Origin of the sequence: uncultured Cedecea sp. (assembly GCF_947498825.1) — a bacterium.
In the GTDB taxonomy this organism is placed as follows: Bacteria; Pseudomonadota; Gammaproteobacteria; order Enterobacterales; family Enterobacteriaceae; genus JGM124.
This window is the reverse complement of record NZ_CANMLV010000034.1, coordinates 12,738-29,768: the sequence shown is the minus strand read 5'-3', so window position 1 is coordinate 29,768 and position 17,031 is coordinate 12,738. Positions and strand designations below refer to the sequence as shown.

At 44.0% G+C, this 17,031-nt stretch carries 13 protein-coding genes; 7 read left to right on the top strand and 6 right to left on the bottom strand.

Annotation, left to right across the window (positions count from 1 at the left end; genetic code table 11):
- The first annotated feature begins 164 nt into the window (after positions 1-164).
- Both yidA and Q1A40_RS21700 read left to right on the top strand, forming a co-directional pair.
- Positions 165-977 carry a sugar-phosphatase gene (gene yidA / locus Q1A40_RS21705; protein WP_300005294.1) on the top strand — a complete coding sequence of 271 codons (813 nt, stop codon included), beginning with the start codon at positions 165-167 and terminating at the stop codon, positions 975-977.
- 218 nt (positions 978-1,195) lie between these two features.
- Complete coding sequence (locus Q1A40_RS21700; RefSeq protein ID WP_300005291.1) at positions 1,196-2,464, top strand: DUF3748 domain-containing protein; 1,269 nt, start codon at positions 1,196-1,198, stop codon at positions 2,462-2,464.
- Positions 2,465-2,466: 2 nt separating this feature from the next.
- On the opposite strand, the gene Q1A40_RS21695 is transcribed toward Q1A40_RS21700, so the two are convergent.
- On the bottom strand, positions 2,467-2,796 hold the full coding sequence (locus Q1A40_RS21695; RefSeq protein ID WP_300005288.1) for a YceK/YidQ family lipoprotein: 330 nt from the start codon (positions 2,794-2,796) through the stop codon (positions 2,467-2,469).
- Positions 2,797-3,085: 289 nt separating this feature from the next.
- Between Q1A40_RS21695 and ibpA the strand changes: the two genes are divergently transcribed.
- The 4 genes from ibpA (at position 3,086) to fhuE (ending at position 7,060) form a co-directional block, all read left to right on the top strand.
- Positions 3,086-3,499 (top strand): small heat shock chaperone IbpA, encoded by a 414-nt coding sequence (gene ibpA, locus Q1A40_RS21690; protein ID WP_300005285.1) that lies wholly within the window; start codon positions 3,086-3,088, stop codon positions 3,497-3,499.
- A 110-nt stretch (positions 3,500-3,609) separates the two neighbouring features.
- Complete coding sequence (ibpB, locus tag Q1A40_RS21685; protein WP_300005282.1) at positions 3,610-4,041, top strand: small heat shock chaperone IbpB; 432 nt, start codon at positions 3,610-3,612, stop codon at positions 4,039-4,041.
- Positions 4,042-4,215: 174 nt separating this feature from the next.
- The gene (locus tag Q1A40_RS21680; RefSeq protein ID WP_300005278.1) at positions 4,216-4,713 is read left to right on the top strand and encodes a DUF2938 domain-containing protein; all 498 of its coding nucleotides are present in this window, start codon (positions 4,216-4,218) and stop codon (positions 4,711-4,713) included.
- 169 nt (positions 4,714-4,882) lie between these two features.
- Positions 4,883-7,060 (top strand): ferric-rhodotorulic acid/ferric-coprogen receptor FhuE, encoded by a 2,178-nt coding sequence (fhuE, locus tag Q1A40_RS21675; RefSeq protein WP_300005276.1) that lies wholly within the window; start codon positions 4,883-4,885, stop codon positions 7,058-7,060.
- A 246-nt stretch (positions 7,061-7,306) separates the two neighbouring features.
- Here the strand turns inward: fhuE and Q1A40_RS21670 are convergent, their stop codons facing one another.
- The 4 genes from Q1A40_RS21670 to Q1A40_RS21655 form a co-directional block, all read right to left on the bottom strand.
- Positions 7,307-8,164, bottom strand: a complete 858-nt coding sequence (locus Q1A40_RS21670) for a DUF1722 domain-containing protein (protein ID WP_300005273.1) — start codon at positions 8,162-8,164, stop codon at positions 7,307-7,309.
- Between the two features lie 213 nt (positions 8,165-8,377).
- On the bottom strand, positions 8,378-9,106 hold the full coding sequence (locus Q1A40_RS21665) for a MerR family transcriptional regulator (protein ID WP_300005270.1): 729 nt from the start codon (positions 9,104-9,106) through the stop codon (positions 8,378-8,380).
- A gap of 176 nt (positions 9,107-9,282) precedes the next feature.
- A complete protein-coding gene (locus tag Q1A40_RS21660; RefSeq protein ID WP_300005267.1) occupies positions 9,283-10,290 on the bottom strand; it encodes a LacI family DNA-binding transcriptional regulator in 1,008 nt (335 codons plus the stop codon).
- 170 nt (positions 10,291-10,460) lie between these two features.
- Positions 10,461-12,353 carry a beta-glucoside-specific PTS transporter subunit IIABC gene (locus Q1A40_RS21655; RefSeq protein WP_300005265.1) on the bottom strand — a complete coding sequence of 631 codons (1,893 nt, stop codon included), beginning with the start codon at positions 12,351-12,353 and terminating at the stop codon, positions 10,461-10,463.
- Positions 12,354-13,873: 1,520 nt separating this feature from the next.
- Here Q1A40_RS21655 and Q1A40_RS21650 point away from each other — a divergent pair.
- Positions 13,874-14,953 carry a lipase family protein gene (locus tag Q1A40_RS21650; protein ID WP_300005297.1) on the top strand — a complete coding sequence of 360 codons (1,080 nt, stop codon included), beginning with the start codon at positions 13,874-13,876 and terminating at the stop codon, positions 14,951-14,953.
- 604 nt (positions 14,954-15,557) lie between these two features.
- Here Q1A40_RS21650 and Q1A40_RS21645 read toward each other — a convergent pair.
- Positions 15,558-16,523, bottom strand: a complete 966-nt coding sequence (locus Q1A40_RS21645; RefSeq protein ID WP_300005262.1) for a helix-turn-helix domain-containing protein — start codon at positions 16,521-16,523, stop codon at positions 15,558-15,560.
- Positions 16,524-17,031 lie beyond the last annotated feature (508 nt).

Sequence of the window (17,031 nt, the reverse complement as noted above, 5' to 3'; positions counted from 1 at the left end):
CATGAACCGCCGTATACGGAACCGTACGTACGGTGGTGTGAGAGGACGGCGGGAGTGATCCCGCCTCCTACTCGATTCCAGGATGAGTGACTCAAGATGATAGCTGTTTTTTTAGCAGAATCGAGTTAGCATGAAGAAAACTCATCATTTTCAGGTGACCTGACATGGCTATAAAACTTATTGCACTGGATCTGGATGGCACGACGCTGCACCCGGACCATAGTATTTCTCCTGCGGTAAAGCAGGCAATCGCCGCTGCACGTAGCAAGGGGATTCATGTCGTACTCTGTACCGGACGACCTTATGCTGGCGTTGAGGGATATCTGCGTGAACTGAATATGGATGAGCCAGAAGATTACTGCGTAACCTACAATGGTGCCCTGGTACAAAAAGCCAGCGATGCCAGTGCGGTGATTCAAATCCCACTGGATTATGATGATTACCTTTATCTGGAAGCACTGTCCCGTGAGGTGGGTTCACATTTTCATGCCCTGAACAGACATACACTCTTTACTGCAAACCGTGATATCAGCCGCTATACCGTTCATGAGTCCACAGTAACCACTATTCCACTGTCATTTTGTGAAGCGGAGAATATGGAGCCGAACGGGCCTTTTCTTAAAGTGATGATGATCGATGAGCCTGACATTCTCGATGCGGCTATCGCGAGGATCCCGGCTGAAGTCTTTGAGCGTTACAATCTGGTGAAGAGTTCACCTTACTTCCTTGAAATGCTCAATAAGCAAGTCAGCAAAGGTGCGGCAATAAAAGCTATAGCGGAACAGTTAGGGATCAAAGCCGAGGAAGTCATGGCTATTGGCGATCATGAAAATGATATTACGATGATCGAGTATGCTGGAGTCGGCGTTGCAATGGGTAACGGCATTGATAAAGTCAAAGCGTTGAGTAACTTTGTGACGAAAAGCAATCTTGAAGACGGAGTTGCTTACGCGATTGAGAAGTTTGCCTTAAACTAATTTTTTAGAACCCCGGTATCCCGGGGTTCAGATTGCTGACAAAGAAGGAAAAACGTGGTTTTTCCTTCTTTGTGTTATCAGCCAAAAATCAATGAATTGATTTCCCTGTTTATTTTCGTAAATAGGCGCAGAGAATTCGATATCACTTTAGTTTTGTCATCAGTCTCGGTTTTTTATTCATCCATTGTCGATTCTTATCACTTTCTCAGGGCATCCTTGTGAGCAAACAGCTGACCTTTGCATCCCGCCATCATCAACTCACTAATATTAATAGCTGGACTCCGGATAGCCAGTGGCTGGCTTTTGATGTACGTCCTTCCGGTGCTTCCTTTACCGGAGAAACGATTGAGCGGGTTAATGTTTTTAGCGGTGACGTTGAGGTGATTTATCGCGCCTCTCAGGGGGCATATGTTGGTGTTGTTACGGTCAACCCGCAGGATCCTGAGCGTTATGCTTTTATTCATGGACCGGAAAATCCTGATGAACACTGGCACTACGATTTTCACCGTCGCCGTGGCGTGATTGTTGAAGCGGGGAAGGCTGTTACGTTGGATGCACTGGATATCACCTCGCCATTCACTCCCGGTGCATTACGCGGTGGAACACATGTTCATGTCTGGAGTCCGAAAGGTCATCGCCTGAGTTTTACCTATAATGACGGTGTACTGCATGAGTGCGATCCTTGTCTTGATTTACGCAATATTGGTGTCGCTTTACCTTGCGGTCCGGTAGTGGTGCCGAAACAGCATCCCCGGGAATACGACGGTTCACATTTCTGCGTGCTGGTAAGCAAAACTACCGCCAATCCGCGACCGGGTAGTGATGACATTAATCGTGCCTATGAAGAGGGTTGGGTCGGTAAGCAAGGCTATATCACTGCTGAAGGTCGTGAGCAGCGCTGGGCGCTGGCATTTATCGGCGATACTCGTTCTGATTCCGGAGATAAAGTACCAGAACTCTTTATTGTTGATTTACCTGATGAGTTTGAAGCTTTTCAGCAAGCTGCGACAGAGCCATTATGTGGGACTTCAACGACCATGCCTGCACCGCCGAAAGGGATACAGCAGCGTAGACTCACCTTTACCAGTCAGAATCGCTATCCGGGTTTGGTTAACTTACCTCGTCATTGGGTGCGTAGCAGCCCGGACGGCAGTCAAATAGCCTTTCTAATGCGTGATGATGCCGGAGTTGTACAGTTATGGATTATTTCCCCAAACGGCGGTGAACCCAGACAAGTAACGGCGGGGGAACAGGGCATACAGTCTGCCTTTAACTGGCATCCAGATGGCAAGGCGCTGGGATTTATTCAGCAAGAGCGTATTGTTATTTGTGATGTCGGGGATGGCAGAATAACGCCCTTAACTCTACCAGAACAGCAAGGTCTGAGTCCTGATGCCGTCGTTTTTTCACCAGACGGGAAGTATATTGCCTGGATGCAGGATGTTGAAGGTTTCAGACAGCTATTTATGACTGAAACGGGTCTGTGAAACTAGAGTAATTTGGCTGGCGGAATCACAGAATTAATTGCCATGTTCTGTTTTTCGCTGGCTTCAACCTTTGATTTCAGGGAGTTATCTCTTCTGTAGAAATCCCAGGGTAAAAATACGGTATCCATTACCGCGCTAAAAGGTAAATCCAGCGCAACCAAGGGTTTCAGTACCCAGCTGGTTTCGGGGTCTTTGAGTGCCTGAGTATTGGCGCGTGTGCCAGAATAGAGTCCCTCTTTGCCTCCGCTATGAGACATGATACTGGAACAGCCACAGAGGAAAAAAATCCCACCACTTAATACCAGAGCTTTAAAGCAGATTGTATTTATCATTATCGTTCACCGCCCATCTACACTCAGTGCTTGCAAGCAATTCGAATTATTTTAGATCTGTGATTGCCCTGTTAGCATTCCGGAGAGTTTTTAGCATTTCGTGTTCTTATCAGTCTATGTAACTAACGTTAGGACTGCAAAAAAAATCGTATTTTTGCTCTTGAAAAAGAGATAACTACCCCTATCTTTATAAGGTAACCAAAGGAGTATGCCGTCAGGGTACTCCAGTTAACAGTCTGTCCCCAGGGAAGGCTGAAAGTATCACTCGCTGAAATCAGGAGATTGTTATATGCGTAATTTTGACTTATCCCCACTGTATCGTTCTGCTATTGGTTTTGACCGTATGTTTAACCTGCTGGAAAACAACCAGAACCAGAGTAATGGCGGCTACCCTCCGTATAATGTCGAGCTGGTGGATGAAAACCACTACCGCATCGCTATTGCCGTTGCGGGTTTCTCTGAAAGCGAACTGGATATTACTGCCCAGGATAATTTACTGATTATCAAAGGTTCCCATGCTGGTGAGACCAAAGAGCGTACTTATCTCTACCAGGGTATTGCTGAGCGTAATTTCGAGCGCAAATTCCAGCTGGCAGAAAACATTCATATTCGTGGCGCCAACTTGGTTAATGGCCTGTTGTATGTGGATCTGGAGCGCGTTATTCCGGAAGCGATGAAACCGCGCCGTATCGAAATAAACTAATTTCATTCGTCGTACAATAAATACGATGAGATAACTCACGGCTTGCCGTCAGGGAGCCGAATCTGTAGGCATACAGAGATCATTTCTTGCTTCAAAGAAGGAGAAACACTATGCGTAACAATTACGATGTCACCCCATTACTGCGTCAGTGGATTGGTTTTGACAAACTGGCTCACGCGCTGCAGTCTGAGCAGGAATCTCAGGCGTTTCCGCCTTATAACATCGAAAAAAACGATGATAACCACTATCGGATCACACTGGCATTAGCCGGGTTCCGCCAGGAAGACCTGACTATTTTGCAGGAAGGTACCAAACTGGGTGTTAAAGGCGCTCCGGTTAAACCCGAAAAAGAGCCCACCTGGCTGCATGAAGGGCTAACCACTCAGCCATTTAATCTGAGTTTTACCCTGGCTGAGCATATGAAAGTCGTTTCTGCAACTTTCCATAATGGTTTGCTGCATATTGACTTGTTCCGGGAAATACCGGAAGTCGCTGCTCCGCAGCGCATTGAAATTAGCGAACGCCCGGCGTTGAACAGCTAAGAGATATTGTAAAAAAAGCTCCGTAAGGAGCTTTTTTTACGCTTTAAATTCAATGACTATCCAATCAACATCCGCGGTTTTCTTTTCTGGTTGTCTCTCTCCCCCGATTTACCTTGACTTAAAGTCGACTTCAACTTGTAAGCTGTTTGAAATGGGATAAGAAAAGGATAAAAAATGATGATTACAGAGTTGTGGCTGCGGATAGTTATTATAGGCATTGGGGCTACGGTCGTGATGGACATTGGCTCAGTGATTCAACGGGCGCTGAAAATGCCCACGCTGGACTATGCCATGGTAGGGCGGTGGGCAGGGCATATTTGTCGCGGTCAGTGGGCACATAACAGCATCGCTAAAGCACCTGCTATTGCTGGTGAGTCAGTGACTGGCTGGGCGATTCATTACCTGACAGGTGTTCTCTTTGCAGCCTTACTGATTGCCATTGCAGGAACACAATGGTTGCTCAATCCCACCCTGTTACCCGCCTTGCTGGTGGGGACGCTAACCGTTATCGTTCCTTTTTTCGTGATGCAACCAGCGATGGGGGCGGGAATAGCAGCATTGCGTACGCCATTTCCCTGGAAAAATCGTCTGCGTAGCCTGTTAAATCATGCCATTTTCGGGCTGGGTCTTTATCTGTCAGCGATGTTGGCAGGATGTTTTTTAACTGCATGATAAATAACAATTAAAAAACCTTTTTCTGGTGTTTGAATAATTAGAGTGTTTTACATGATAAATATTAATGATTATAGTTCTCATTATTGTTATTTTTTACAGCATATCTTTAGGTCGCCCACTCTCTGTCGGCACCACGGAGTGCTGACCGCAAACTGAGAGAAAAATCATGTCTGGTGTAAACATTCACAGAGATAGCCTGAAGGCATTTCACCCGTCATTACTGGCGATTTGTACTGCGCTGGCTTTAGCCCCCGCGGTGCAAGCCGCAGATTCGGATATGCCTGAAGACACTGTGATTGTTAAAGCTCAGGCTGGAAATCCGCTTAAGGGTCAGGCTGAAGATTACAATGTGAAGACGACTACTACCGGAACCAAGTTATTGCTGGTTTCACGTGATATTCCGCAGTCAGTCAGCGTTATTAGTCAGCAGCGCATTGAAGACCAGCAGCTTGATACTATTGGCCAGGTTCTGAATAACGTCACTGGTGTCACGGAAAAACAGGTGGATACCAGCCGGGTGACCTATTTTTCACGCGGCTATTTTATCAGTAACTATGCTTATGACGATATGCCGACCCAGATCAGTGATGTCTGGGACTTTGGTGATACCGGCATGGATACCGCGGTTTACGAAAATGTTGAAGTGGTACGGGGTGCTGCCGGCTTAATGAGTGGTACCGGAAACCCGTCGGCTTATATCAATATGGTGCGTAAACATGCTGACAGCCGTGAGTTTAAAGCCAATGTATCTGCCACTTATGGTAGCTGGAATAAACAGCGTTATGTTGCCGATCTCTCCGCGCCACTGACTGAAAACGGTAATGTTCGTGGTCGTGTAATTGCCGGTTACCAGGATAACGATACCTGGGTGGATAAGTACCATTACCGCAAAAAATTCCTCTACGGTATTGTTGATACGGATCTGACTGATTCAACTCTGTTGTCGGTAGGTTATGGTTATCAGAGTAGTGATGAAGATAGCCCGACATGGGGTGGTTTACCGACCTGGTATGCAGACGGTAGCCGGACTGATTTTGGCCGCAGTGCAACCACAGCACCAGACTGGGCTTACTCCAATAAAAATACCTATAACGTCTTTGCTAACCTGGTACAGCGCTTTGACAATGGCTGGGAAGGGCGCATTAACCTGCTGCATGCCCAGAGCAAATTTGACTCAAAACTGATGTATGTCGGAGGCTTTCCGAACAGAGAGACTGGTGCCGGTGTGACCGGTTATGGCGGCTGGAACCGTGGTGAGCGTAAACAGGATTCGGTTGATGCCTTTGCCCGTGGTGGTTTTGAGCTCTTTGATCGCCAGCATGAACTCGTACTCGGTACTAGCTTCAGCCGACAGAATAACCGTTATGATAACTCCCTGCCTGCTACAGGGCTGAATTACGGTGGGATCTTGATGCCGAGCTATTATCAAAGTGTTGCCGATCCTGCCTGGTCTGCATTTTCACTCTACAGTAAAGACACTGTACGCCAGCAGGCGGTCTATACCGCGGCTCGCTTCTCGCTGGCAGATCCACTCCACTTGGTCGCAGGTCTGCGTTACAGCGAGTGGCATGCTGATTATAACCCGACATCAGCCCCGCAAACCCGACTGAGTAATAAGCAGCATAATGTTACCCCTTATGCCGGTCTTATCTACGATATCAACGATACCTGGTCAGCTTATACCAGCTACACCTCTATCTTCCAGCCCACCGATAAGCGCGATATTAAGGGTGATTACCTCGACCCAGCTACCGGAAAGAGCTATGAAGCCGGGGTTAAAGCGGACTGGTTTAATACCCGCCTGACCACCTCGTTTGCGATATTCCGTATTGAGCAAAATAATGTCGCTCAGTCTACCGGTGCAATAGTGAATGGTAATCCGAACGAGACGGCTTATGAGGCCGTTGATGGAACGGTGAGTAAAGGTGCTGAGTTTGAACTGAACGGCGCCCTGACCGATAACTGGCAGCTGACTTTCGGCGCATCACGTTTTGTGGCAACCGATAAAAATAACAAGGCGGTTAACTCCGATCAACCGCGCACAACAGTGAAACTGTTTACCCGCTATAATCTGCCAATGGTCTCTGATGTCACTGTTGGTGGCGGCATTAACTGGCAAAATAAAACCTGGAATGATACCACTGGCCCACAGGGTGCAACGCGTATCAAACAAGGTAGTTATGCGGTGGTGGACTTATTTACCCGTTATCAAGTGACCAAAAATTTTGCGTTACAGGCTAACGTTAATAACCTGTTTGATAAAAAGTACGAGAGCTGGTTATCTGAATATGTCGTATACGGTGCGCCACGCAGTGTTTCTGTTACTGCCAGTTATGACTTTTAAGTTCCTGTAGTAACAGCCATTACCGCCCCGTACTTATGTGTGGTGCAGGGCGTTTCTACTGAGTACTTGCAGGTAAGAATATTAATAAAGCCAGATTCAATCCGATACCATAAGGAATATTGCTCTCTTGACTGATGATATTCTTTTTGTCGCAAGGTAAAAAAAAGACGACAGTAACCATGTCGTCTTAATAGGGAGTAAATGCGTGCCATTAACAGGTCAGGTCACGGCCTTCTCGTGGATAATTCAAATATAATTATTCGGATAAAACATGAAATATTTTTGTGTTAGTAGATAATTATTCGGATACTCAGAAAGATATTTTTTTAGCAGCGTTAATGGAGCGCTGAGTGGCAGACGTCCCTGACGATAATCATGGATAACCTGACACAGTTCACTTCTTTGTTCAGCGGTTTGCTGACGGTTGAAATAACCCTGAATATGCATCATCGCATTCACGTGATTTTCGCATGATGCCGGTTGTTGCAAGATAGCCATGAGCTTTTTTCGATAGACGATAAAAAAATCATCTAAATCTTTCCATTGGTGGATGTTAGCGACAAACGGGCCTATTTCCCGGTACTTGGGCTGGTTATGTGCCATTAACACCAGTTTATAACGGCTATGAAAATCGATCAGTGTATGGCGTGTGAGTTTTCGTTTTCCCAGCTGATTGAGTTCATTAAGGGCAGAAACACAGATAATAAAATTTTCACGCAACGCAGAGTTGGTTAGCTGTTCGCTTTCTATCAAGGGAATCCAGGGATATTGTTCTGCCATTCTGGTTTTCAGTAATGCCTGATATTTCCTTGTATCTGGATGTATTTCTCTGTGTTCAGCGATATCTGTTTTTAGATCCTCACTCATAGAATAGTGACCAATAATTAGTCCATTCAGGTCACCAGGCTGCTGTATTTTATTTATGGTGGTATAGATAAAGCGGGGAATGGGTAACGGAATAACGGTAGCGGAATCAACTGCTATACATTGTGCTTCTGCCGCAAGTTCAGTGAGTAATTCTTGAGTAGACATATCATCTTCTTGTAAGCCTACCTGGAATGCGGTCAGCTTTTCACTGATGCCGATTTTGGGTGTTCTCATCATGATGATATTCCTCTGCAAATAATCTTCACTTCAACCGTGGGAATGACTTGGCTACCGTAGCGTAGAAAATGAGCTATCAGGCTTTAAACTTACACAAAAGAGTATTTTTGTCCAAGTTCTAAAGTGTAAAAATTAATATGCTGATTATTATCAAGTGGTTATTTTTGCAGTCTGCAGACTGAACAGAAGGTAAACAGGCGACAGTGCAGCATTCTAGAGGGTGATTATCTCGAGAGATTTAACACTGTCCTGCCATTGTCGAATCTGTGTGAGTTGGGAGGGGGAGAGCTTTTCTGCGGTGACCAGAATCCAGTGATGCTCAGGGAACATATCAAGTGCGAGCATATTGGATAAATGGGGTAAAATATCGATACGTTTATTCTGGCCTGTACGTTGAAGCGCTTCCAGCCATACCTCGCAGGCATCCGTTAAATACCAGCTACTGATCAGATAGTTATCACCAGGCGCTTTTTTATCTCCCTCGATACAAAAAGACGTATAAGCAATAATAAGCCCATCCAGTATTTCCCTGAGGGTGACCGTTGTGGCAAGGTTTGCTGATATTTTTTTGCGTAAAGGCCTGAGTAGCTGTGCGACTAACTCTACCCTTGGGTACTCGTGCCCGGCATCATAAATGGTATGCCGGGCTGCATCGATACGACCGGTAGTCAGCTGTTGTAACAGCTTTTCTTGCAGGGCTATCCATTGATTGGCGAACTCTTCTTCTGGCCTGTCGAGGAGCGTTTTTACTTTACTGACAGGGACACCTTTTTTTATCCAGTCCAGAATATTCAAAGCTTGCTGTATATCATCATCGCTATAGAGTCGATGCCCTCCATCCGAACGCTGGGGTTTAAGCAACCCATAACGTCGCTGCCATGCACGTAATGTTGTCGCATTAATACCGCAGAGTTTTGCGAATTCACCGATAGAGTAATACATCAGCCATCCTGTCACAGAATATTTGGCCTACTATACTACGAATAAAATAGCCGTAGAAACATCAGCAGAAACTGTTATATCAGTTGGTTACCGTAAAAACTTACACAGAAAGGTATCAGCCATATTGATGTAGACTTCAGAATCAGCATGATAAAATACATAACGATGATCGCCTGCTACTCAGGTGTTCGCTCAGCAATAGAATCCCTGATTATCAGAGTACCTTGATGAGCAGGAAAAATAGCAGATGTATCGGAGGGGGATAGTAGGATCTGCAGTGCATCTTTGATCATTTGATCCATAGGTATATGGATAGTGGTCAATGCTGGTGTGAAATAACGGCCAAGAGGGGCATCATCAAATCCGGCAACCGAGATATCTGCGGGAATAGCATAACCCTGTTCTGTGAACGCTTTCATTGCACCCATAGCCATATCGTCATTGGCAGCTAAAACACAAGTAAAATCACCCTTGTTTTTCAGTAACTCCAGCCCGGCTTTATAGCCACTTTCAGGCCGATAGTTACCATGAACAATTAAACTTTCATCCGGAGTAATACCTGCTTTTTCCAGCGCATCCCGATATCCCTGTAAACGTTTTTTACCGGTGGGAGAGTCCGGCGTTCCAGAAATAAATGCAATCCGTCGATGCCCCTTTTCCAGTAAATGATTAACCATCTGGGCACTGCATAACTGATTGTCGACAAAAACTGAATTGGCACGGTTACGTTTTAGTTCTCGGTTGATAACCATAATAGGTATGCTGCTTGCGTCAATAATGTCATCCAGTTCATCAACGGTTAAGTATTTGGGATAAATCATAATCGCTTCACAGCGTAACTGAATCAGCAAATTAATGGCATTTTGTTCATCTTCACGGCAATGCTTACCATCAGCTAACACCAACTGTCGTTGATGTTGTTCGCTACAGGTGGCGGCATGGTATGTCATTGAAGAGAAAAAGGGGCCATCGTAGAGTCCGTTGGTTATCACCAGACCGACGGAGTTTGATTCGTTGGTTGCCAGCCTTCGTGCTAATAAATTAGGGCGATAACCCGTTTCGGCTATCGCTTTATTAATGCGTTCTTTGACACTATGACTGACAACCACTTTACCGTTCAGCGCTCTGGATACTGTCGCTTTTGAAACACCGGCTTTTTTTGCCACATCCAGTATTGTAACCATAACATTCCTCGGCACTGAAGAGTTCATAGAAAGGGGGCAAAATCGCCCTGGTATTCTATCTGTATCACAAGGTCTGTGCGACATATACCCGTCATACTTCAAGTTGCTTGGGTGTTGCGTGCGTGAGGCGCACCTGCAAGCAACTCGAATTATTTTGGGTATATAAGGGTTCAGGATACCGTCATTAATGGCATTTTCTGCCCAATCTCCCCCTCAGATTGCTCAATAGTCAGTGTATATTCGTCGCTATTGATGATTAATACCGGTGTAGTTAATGTATACCCGGCTGCTTCAATCGCTTCTTTGTCGAAGCGCAATAACGGGGTTCCTGCTGTCACCCAGTCACCTTCTTTGACCAGCGGCGTAAAATACTGCCCTTGTAAATTAACGGTATTCAGTCCAACGTGAATCAGCAGTTCGGCACCATTTTCACACGTCAGGCCAATGGCATGATGAGACTCAATCAACGTTTCTACTTTTGCATCACTTGGTGCAACGACCAGCCCCTCACTCGGTTGAATCGCCACGCCATCACCTAGCACTTTCTGGGAGAAGGCTTCATCAGCAACGTTTTCCAGTGGAATAACTGTTCCCTGCATTGGACTTAGAATTGTCAGCGGTGTTTTTACAGCAACAGAGTCGGTATTTGATTTATTTTCGGTGTTAACAGGGGTTGCCGGAGCGCTCTTTTCTGCTACCGGGTCATTAAAGCCAACAAACTGTACCAGAACAATGGTAAGGATAATTGCTGTTGCACTCCCTACTACTTCGCCAATAAATGACATCGGGGCATCTGGGCTAATGGAGTTGACGATAGTCAATAAGCCTGGCAAACCCGCATAGGCATAGTACAGAGAACCAAACAGGCTCGCGACCACCGCACCGACGGCTCCACCAATACAGCCACAGATGAACGGTTTTTTAAAGCGCAATGTCACACCGTAAATGGCGGGTTCAGTGATACCAAAGATGGCGGTAACACCTGCGGATAAGGAGGTAGTTTTCAGCTCCGTGTTGCGTGTTTTCAGAAACACACCAAATACGGCAGCCATCTGACCAATAACGGCAATGGTCTGATAAGCCTGGAATGAGTCGTAACCGTTAGTATCAAAGTTTGCCATAATCACCGGCGTGATACCCCAGTGAACGCCAAAGATAACAATAACTTGCCACACTCCACCAATCACAGCAGCGGCCAGAGCTGGTGCTGTGTTAAATAAGACGTTATAGCCGCTGGCAATACCCATTGCAGCCCAGGTGGTGATTGGGCCGATAGCGATAAGCGTTAGTGGAACGATGATCACAAAGCAAATCAGCGGTGTAAAGAGTGCGGAAATAACGCTGGGCAGCATACGGTCAACACGTTTTTCCAGCCATGACAGTGCCCAGACCAAGAACAGGGGAGGGAGCACTGAGGAGGTATAGACCGTTTTAGCTAACGGGAAAAACAGGAAAGTCACGGTTTCACCGCTGGCGATCCTGCCTGCCATCGCGGTCCAGTCAGGGTTAATCAATGCACAGCAACAGAGTACCGCAATATAGGGGTTACATTTGAAGTGACGTGCTGCAGTAATCGCGATAAACACCGGCAAAAATGCGAAGGGTGTCCATGACATAAAGTTCAGAATGGCGAAGGTATCACTGGTTTTGATGCTATCGTCAATCAGGGATACGACTATCAATATCCCCTGCAAAATCCCTGCAGCAGCCAGAATATAAATAATGGGAGCGAAGACCGCCGACATAGTGGCAATGACTCTATCCAGCCAGCGCGTTTTAATCGGAGCGGCATTAGCGCTGTGGTTATCGCCCACCAGATCATTCATTGCATTGAATACATCAGCAACGTGGGTTCCTATTACTACCTGGAACTGGCCCCCACTTTCAACAACGGCAATGACGCCAGGTAATCCTTGTATTTTGCTTTTGGCTTCAGCGGGCGTTTCATTTAACACTAAGCGTAAACGCGTCGCACAGCGGGAGAAGCCGTGAATATTTTGTTCTCCCCCAACCTCACGAAGGATATCCCTCGCCAATGCGCTGTAATCTCTGATGGCTGTCATTTTAGCGGCCTTATATTAATTTTTGAGAAAGAATGACTGATGAAACCGGTTTCATCCTAGCAGTGACTTTATTGCGTGCAACCGGTTTCATGATGGAAATGTGCACAATGTCACAAAGGAATTTGAAGTCACCCTCTGACGCATTATTTGCAAGGACTGGTATCAATGGTAAGTCGATAAAACGGATTAAGGTGGCAGGTTACGATAAAAAGGGAGTCGCAGTAGGTATGTATATACCCGTCATACTTCAAGCTGTATCTGCGTTGGTACGCTCACTCACTTGAATCACTTACTGAGTAAGTTCACCAGGATCCCCTCTCTTGCCGTCTTGCTGCAACTCGAATTATTTTGGGTATAGATATACCTACAGTGTAATATTCTGAAATATGTATATCGCTACCCTATATCTTGTATATAGACTCTTTATTATCGGTATTTTTAGTACTAAATATTTATTTATTTTCAGGTGATTGCCAAGACGTTTCTGACGGGTGATCTTTATCACAAAGTTATAAAAATATTGACTATTTAATATAACTGTAACCTATTGTCACTCTTATTAATTCAAATGTAGGATGATACAATTCAATACCGGAGCTTTAATTTTTGCCAAGACAAAGAGTTGCCAGTGTGAAAAAATCACTGTTCACTAGGATAGAAGAAAATACGATGTTATCATCTCAGTGTTAAATGAGTTTCTGGAAATACCCATAAACAACATAATGATATTGGCTGATATGATGTCATTAAGATTTTTAGATGTGTTTTTGTAATTTTTGTCCTCGCATTCGGAAGTGCGCATTTTTTGAAAAGATAAAATTAAACCGCAATTACAAGAAAGAATTGAGTCAATTATAAATGATGTTTAGACTGTATGCTGGCTGCTAAGCATAAAATGGAACTTGAAAGGTGGTGGCCGGGATACAGAAATAATCAAGAATAAAGTACTGCGATGGTGCTGCAATAGTTCCTGATAGATTTGTTGTGTCACCTTATGTATAAATCGGATCACGTTACCAGATACCGGCATTTATAGTGCTAAGGCAGGTAAATATGCATTGGATTGCTGTCGATACTTTTACTCATCCATCAAATAACTCATTTTTCTCAATTATCGCTGCAGAAAACCGGGCACATCTTATCTTGTGGTATGAATCTAAGGTTGCCTTATTACAAGGTGATATTTTGCATATCGACAGGCATGTTATTTCGATAAACAGAGGCCCTCAGGCAATAATCTTACTGAATAGTATGCCTTTTACGCGAACACTGTGGCGGAATATCCGCATGCAGCGGTAAAAAAAATTATTTGAAATAATATGCATGTGCAACTATTTGTTGTCTGGTATGTTACACAGCATTGAGTCCTGAATTATACTCAATTACCGAAGTCCTCCTCGCTTGATATAAATATGACAAGCAAGATATTCAACGTTCATTCACAGGGATGGGTTTGTATGGATTACGTTAACAAACAATTACGTTGGGTCATTCCGGCACTGTTAATTTCGGCCTCTCATATGACGATGGCAGAAGTTAAGAGCGAAGATAACCCGGCCATCATCACCAAGACAGTCTTAGCTGCACCCTTAGGATTAATGGAAGCATCGGCTCAATACCGTATTGAATATCCTTCAACTGATGGAGTCAAAGGAACGGGTTCACGTATCGATACGGCGGCTGTTTTTCTGCCCAAAGGACCCACACCTCCAGGTGGTTGGCCTATTGTCGCATGGGCACATGGTACTGTAGGTGTTGCCCATGATTGTGCACCTTCTTTAAATCCACGCACCCTGCGTGACAGCCAGTATTTAAATACTTGGTTGTCGCTGGGTTATGCGATTGTGGCCCCAGATTATGCTGGTCTGGGTTCAGAAGGGTTACATCACTATCTGAACGCGCGAGCCCAGGCCTGGAGTTCGCTGGACAGTATTAAAGCTGCGCAGAAAATTTTCCCATTAAGTAATCAAATCATTCTTGTTGGTCAGTCACAGGGGGCCCACGCTGCTTTTGCCAGTGCCGGGTATCAGACTGAATATGCGCCTGAGTTAAACATTAACGGAACTGTCCTGACAGGCACACCGTACTTTAATGAAAATAGCTCTGCAGCCAAAATCTTATCACCGGTTAAGTCTGATGAGCAGGAAGTCACTGGGGATCCTAAAATCCCTTATATCTTCTATATTTTCTTGTCGGAAGCGGCTAAAAACCCACAACTGAAAGCAGAAGACTATTTTCAGGATAAAGCTCTGCCACTATTAGCACGTGCGAATGAATTGTGTATTACTCCGTTAACTGAAGAAGTGATGAAGCAGAAGTTAACGGTAGGCAATAGCCTGAAGCCAGGTATCCAGAACCTCTTGATCTCCGCTAAAGCGTCGCTGCAATATCCAACGCTCAAGATAGACCACCCTGTATTTATTGGTATTGGTGAGGCGGATATTAACGTACCCACGGCGATGCAAAAACAGTTTGCTGCTGATGTTAAAGCGGCAGGGACTCAGACCAGTATTCATCTTTACCCTGGGCTTAATCACAGCGGTACCGTTAATCCATCACTTCGCGATTCTGTTCCGTTCGTTCTGAGCCGTAAAGAATAAGTTACGGATAGCATCAGCCAGTTAAAACTTGGTTGATGCTATTATCTGTCTGAATGAAAGTTGCATTTTTTGCCTGTCTGACGCGTTTTTCCTGGTGTTTAATGTCGGGAATGATAAGAGCAGATAATTTTCTGTAACGTCGCTGATATGCCTGTCAGACAACGCCCGACCTGTTTTAATAAGCCTTTATCCATATTAATACTGTGGTTTTTGAGGCTGGTGTCAGACGACAGGAAATAGACAGAGTTTAGTTTAAGTAGAAATTTTCACTCTGAGGGGCAAAGAACAGTCTTGAGGCTCCGCATCCTTCTTTTTGTATCGAAATAATTACTATTATGATATTCCCATCGCTATGCAGAGAGAGGCAGAGTCATGAGTACGAGCACTATGATCTTAATGGGCATTGCTGTTATATCAATAGGAATATCGTTATATAGCTTAGTTACTTATATTATTGAACGTCAGGTAAAAACGTTTAAATCGCATCACTAATTTTTAATTTCTATTATTTTATAATTATAAATTTTAAATATTTACTACAGACAGCTACAAGAGAAGAAATCATTTGATGAACATGAATGTTCATTCCTGAATCTGGTGATGATTACAGGGACCCTTTAAAGTTATCACGCCAGGTTTTTGGAGAAACCTTATATTTTTCTCGAAATAATTTACTGAATAAAGAGTGATTAACAAAACCACACAACCATGATATTTGTTCTATTCTTAATGTCCTGTTGTTTTCCAGTAGTTCCCGCGCCGCGTTTAAACGTACGCTCTTAATCAGTAGCATTACAGAGATACCCTGTTCATTGAAAGCCCTGTCAAGACTGGCCCTTGAGCAGCGGAGTATTTTAGATATTAAATCTGGCGATAATTCATGCTGACTAAAGTTCTGTTTAATATATGATTTTGCGGCATTGAAGATATGATTCTGTTTTCCTTCTGAAATCAGGCCTTGCTCTTTAGCCACATCAGCCATCATTAACAGTGCCATATGATGCAGGTTATCAACAATAAGTGACGTTTCTTTAGAATTTAAAGTGGCTGACTGGTAATCCAGAAGTAACATATGAGACTTTAGGAAAGTTGCCAGATGATGATTATCCAGAGAAATAACTGGTCGATTTAGTTTGCCAGTAAAAATGGTTTTAACCTGATCAATATGTGGAATAATATAAAGCTGTTTAACATCCGTAGCCTGATAATGATAATAGTCATTACGCTCATGTAGTATTAACATACCCTGATCAATCTGAGTGCTACTCTTATTCTCTCTGCCATCAATTCTTTGATTGCCTTGAACAATTAATGAAATATAGATCATCGAGTCTTTTGTTTTATGAGGGTCGAAGATAGTATCATTTTTTGAACCAAAGGCGCTGCAATAATCACCCATTACTCCAGATATTGTTTTATGTTGGGCAATAATGTCTTCTGGTCGTCGATTGTTCACTACATCGATACCATAGCTGCTTAGATTATGTGATATTTGGCTAAAACGTTCTTCTGGTTCAATATCTTTAGCATTCAAAAGATGTGGAACGTAAAGCGCCGAAGGTCTAGGCATAGTGGTTTCCTATCCCAAGTTTTTTCGAGTTAAATGCGTTATCTGCTTAATATAAGAATAATCTTACTAAAAATCTACGGAAAACAGCTGACAACAGCATGAACTTTGTATTTCCGTCTCTTTTTTTTATAAAAACATATTGTATATCAGTAACTAAGAGTATGTATCATAAATTAATATTATTAAAGAATCATTAGAATTCACACTGTGAGCGCTAAATCAGGTGACAAAATAATCACATATGATGTTGCTGGTGAAGTCATATTAAAATAGAGGGTTAATTAATCAGAATAGATTTGAACTAAGAATAATAGACCTACTTTTATGGTGGATTTTAGAGTGATGGATGGGTTATTCAGCTAAAAGTGGAATTAGAATCTGTCAATCAGGTACAGACACAAGAAGAGCTTAATCTCCTGGTGATTTTTTATGTTGGTAGTTGATTCATTCTCTGACATCGAACAGCCCTGAGTATATTGCACGGGCTGTTCATGTCGGATAGCGAAGG

What these genes read in the sequence shown, in the direction of transcription:
- yidA (WP_300005294.1), top strand. Translation starts at nt 165, where the DNA reads ATGGCTATAAAACTTATTGCACTGGATCTGGATGGCACGACGCTGCAC.
- Q1A40_RS21695 (WP_300005288.1), bottom strand. Translation starts at nt 2,796, where the DNA reads ATGATAAATACAATCTGCTTTAAAGCTCTGGTATTAAGTGGTGGGATT.
- ibpA (WP_300005285.1), top strand. Translation starts at nt 3,086, where the DNA reads ATGCGTAATTTTGACTTATCCCCACTGTATCGTTCTGCTATTGGTTTT.
- ibpB (WP_300005282.1), top strand. Translation starts at nt 3,610, where the DNA reads ATGCGTAACAATTACGATGTCACCCCATTACTGCGTCAGTGGATTGGT.
- Q1A40_RS21680 (WP_300005278.1), top strand. Translation starts at nt 4,216, where the DNA reads ATGATGATTACAGAGTTGTGGCTGCGGATAGTTATTATAGGCATTGGG.
- fhuE (WP_300005276.1), top strand. Translation starts at nt 4,883, where the DNA reads ATGTCTGGTGTAAACATTCACAGAGATAGCCTGAAGGCATTTCACCCG.
- Q1A40_RS21670 (WP_300005273.1), bottom strand. Translation starts at nt 8,164, where the DNA reads ATGATGAGAACACCCAAAATCGGCATCAGTGAAAAGCTGACCGCATTC.
- Q1A40_RS21665 (WP_300005270.1), bottom strand. Translation starts at nt 9,106, where the DNA reads ATGTATTACTCTATCGGTGAATTCGCAAAACTCTGCGGTATTAATGCG.
- Q1A40_RS21660 (WP_300005267.1), bottom strand. Translation starts at nt 10,290, where the DNA reads ATGGTTACAATACTGGATGTGGCAAAAAAAGCCGGTGTTTCAAAAGCG.
- Q1A40_RS21655 (WP_300005265.1), bottom strand. Translation starts at nt 12,353, where the DNA reads ATGACAGCCATCAGAGATTACAGCGCATTGGCGAGGGATATCCTTCGT.
- Q1A40_RS21650 (WP_300005297.1), top strand. Translation starts at nt 13,874, where the DNA reads ATGACGATGGCAGAAGTTAAGAGCGAAGATAACCCGGCCATCATCACC.
- Q1A40_RS21645 (WP_300005262.1), bottom strand. Translation starts at nt 16,523, where the DNA reads ATGCCTAGACCTTCGGCGCTTTACGTTCCACATCTTTTGAATGCTAAA.